Annotated in this window: 5 protein-coding genes; all 5 read left to right on the top strand. The window is 33.2% G+C overall.

Annotated features, from left to right (window positions below):
- Nucleotides 1–15 precede the first annotated feature (15 nt).
- Nucleotides 16–372 (top strand): NADH-quinone oxidoreductase subunit A, encoded by a 357-nt coding sequence (locus tag COL3_RS26465; protein ID WP_008426910.1) that lies wholly within the window; start codon nt 16–18, stop codon nt 370–372.
- Nucleotides 369–872 carry an NADH-quinone oxidoreductase subunit B gene (locus tag COL3_RS26460; protein ID WP_207655458.1) on the top strand — a complete coding sequence of 168 codons (504 nt, stop codon included), beginning with the start codon at nt 369–371 and terminating at the stop codon, nt 870–872. Before COL3_RS26465 ends, COL3_RS26460 begins: the two co-directional genes overlap by 4 nt.
- Nucleotides 865–1302 (top strand): NADH-quinone oxidoreductase subunit C, encoded by a 438-nt coding sequence (locus tag COL3_RS26455; protein ID WP_008426916.1) that lies wholly within the window; start codon nt 865–867, stop codon nt 1300–1302. The genes COL3_RS26460 and COL3_RS26455 overlap by 8 nt, the downstream gene beginning before the upstream one ends.
- A gap of 18 nt (nt 1303–1320) precedes the next feature.
- Nucleotides 1321–2433 (top strand): NADH-quinone oxidoreductase subunit D, encoded by a 1113-nt coding sequence (locus tag COL3_RS26450; RefSeq protein ID WP_099716772.1) that lies wholly within the window; start codon nt 1321–1323, stop codon nt 2431–2433.
- Between the two features lie 14 nt (nt 2434–2447).
- A partial coding sequence (locus tag COL3_RS26445; protein WP_143327579.1) for an NADH-quinone oxidoreductase subunit H occupies nt 2448–2758 on the top strand: 311 nt, incomplete at its 3' end.

Genomic DNA, 2758 nt, shown 5'->3' with positions numbered 1-2758 from the left:
TGAAAGGAGATAAAAATGATACAAGATTATTTGATTATTGGAATTTTTCTTATAGCTTCATTCATATTTGGAATGATTGTTTTGTTAACTGCTTCATTTGTAAGACCTAAGAAACCAAATAAAGAAAAGTTATCTACTTATGAGTGTGGTGTTGAGACGAAAGGTTCAACTTGGATTAGATTTAAGGTCAGTTACTTTATGTATGGATTAGTATTTCTACTCTTTGATGTTGAAACAGTATTTTTATTACCATGGGCAGTAAAGTTTAAATCATTAGGCTTATTTGCACTTTTTGAGATGGTTATTTTCATAGGGATCTTAATAGTTGGCTTATGGTATGCGTGGAAAGAGGGGGCATTAGAGTGGAAATAAATTTTAAACAAGATAAAGATCTTCAAGAACAAATAGAAAAAAATATTATTTTAACAAAGTTGGATGATGCATTAAATTTTTGTCGTGCCCATTCTTTTTGGCCTCTAACATTTGGATTAGCATGTTGTGCGATTGAAATGATGGCAGCTGGAGGTGCTCGTTATGACATTGCACGTTTTGGTTATGAAGTCTTCCGTGCTTCACCAAGGCAAGCAGATTTAATGATTGTTGCAGGTACAGTTACCGAGAAAATGGCACCTGTAGTTAAAAAAATCTATGATCAAATGCCAGAACCTAAATGGGTAATTGCTATGGGGAGCTGTGCAACTAGTGGGGGGCCATTTGTAGACTCCTATAATGTTGTTCCAGGTGCTGACACATTTTTACCTGTAGATGTTTATATTCCAGGATGTCCTCCACGTCCAGAAGCATTAATTCATGGTCTTTTAACATTAAAAGAAAAAATTATTCATCCGAAAGAGGTGGGCAGAAGTGAGTAAAACTAGCGAAAATTTGATTTCAGAATTAAAAGCAGAATATAAGCAAGATATTGAAGTTATAGAAAATATACAGATTGCTATCCATATAGAATTAAATATTTTTATGGATGTTATAAAAAAGGTAAAAGATTATGGGTTTAATTTTTTAGTTGATTTAACAGCTATTGAGGAAGAAAGATTAAGCTGTGTTTATCATTTTATGTCATTAGTAACCCATGAATTAATTAGAATTAAGGTAAAACTTGATGAGAAACTTGAAATTCCTTCATTGACTAAATACTGGCTTGCCGCAAATGTGCAAGAAAGAGAAGTTTATGATTTATTTGGAATTAATTTTATTGGTCATCCAGATTTAAAAAGGATATTGTGCCCGGATGATTTTGTAGGTCATCCATTACGAAAAGATTTTAAGGTAGAAAAGAGAAGGTAGAAAGGAGGAGGTTTAATTATGGAACATAATAAAGATTTACACACAGAAGAAATGACTTTAAATTTTGGGCCTCAGCATCCTAGTACTCATGGTGTATATAGAGCAATTTTTACATTAGACGGTGAGCATATTGTTAATATAGAGAATGTCATAGGTTACTTGCATAGAGGCATGGAAAAGTTAGCTGAATCCAGGACTTATACTCAATTTATACCTTACACTGATAGATTGGATTATTTATCTGGGATGTTAAATGAATTAGGTTATGTTCAAGCAGTTGAAAATCTTATGGGAATTGAGATTCCAGAAAGAGCACAGTATCTTCGTATAATCATGGCTGAACTTCAGAGAATTGCAAGTCACCAAGTTTTTTTAGGGAGTATGGCACTTGATCTAAATGGGCATACACCTTGGATGTATTTTTTTAGAGATAGAGAAAAAATTCTTGATTTATTTGAAATGGTTTGTGGCTCTAGAATGACAACAAATTATATGCGTATTGGAGGAGTAAGCTATGATCTTCCTGAGGAATTTATCCCAAATTTAAGAAAGTTTCTTGATGATATGGATAAAAGCTTTATAGAATATGAACGCATCATTACTGGTAATGAAATATTTGAAGCTAGAACTAAAGGTGTTGGAATAATTAGTGGAGAAAAAGCTTTAGCATATGGTTTAACAGGTCCAAACCTTAGGGCTTCTGGCATTGATCTAGATTTAAGGCGTGATGTTCCATACGGTATTTATGAGCGTTTTAAGTTTAAAGTAATTGTAGGAAAAGATGGTGACTGTTACGAAAGATGGATAATGCGTATTGGCGAGATGGAAGAGAGTATCAAAATAATTAAGCAGGCATTGGAACAAATTGAAGAGGGACCAGTTTTAGCTAAAGTTCCTAGGATGATAAAACCACCACAAGGAGAGATCTATCACCAAATTGAAGGATCTAAAGGTGCTCTTGGTTATTATCTGATAAGTGATGGGTCTGATAAACCTTATCGACTCCACATTCATGGGCCATCTTTTGTTAATATTGGTGCTTTTCCTGAAATGGCTAAAGAAAGTACAATTCAGGACGCAGTTGCAATACTCGCATCACTTGATCCTATATTAGGCGAAATTGATCGGTAATTGGGGAGGTAAAAATGGAGAATATATTTATAAATATATCCGATTGGATAAAAGGGCTTACTTCTATATTAGGAATGCCAAATACTTTAGTAAATATAATTATGAGCTTAGTTTATTTTATCGGTATAGTAGCTTTTGTTTTATTAAATGCTATGTATTTGATTTATTTAGAAAGAAAATTTTGTGGCTATTTGCAACAACGTCTTGGACCAAATAGATTTGGACCAAGGGGAATATTTCAGAGTGTAGCTGATGTTGTTAAACTTCTCGGTAAAGAAGATATTATTCCAAAGAAAACGGATAAATTAGTCTTTGTAATGGCATC

The sequence above is a fragment of the Clostridium sp. LS genome (assembly GCF_002760435.1).
Classification (GTDB): Bacteria; Bacillota; Clostridia; order Clostridiales; family Clostridiaceae; genus Clostridium.
The sequence above is the reverse complement of the archived record's forward strand: the minus strand, read 5'-3'. Positions and strand labels throughout refer to the sequence as shown.

Coding starts and splice junctions, on each gene's coding strand:
- COL3_RS26465 (WP_008426910.1), top strand. CDS start 16: ATGATACAAGATTATTTGATTATTGGAATTTTTCTTATAGCTTCATTC.
- COL3_RS26450 (WP_099716772.1), top strand. CDS start 1,321: ATGGAACATAATAAAGATTTACACACAGAAGAAATGACTTTAAATTTT.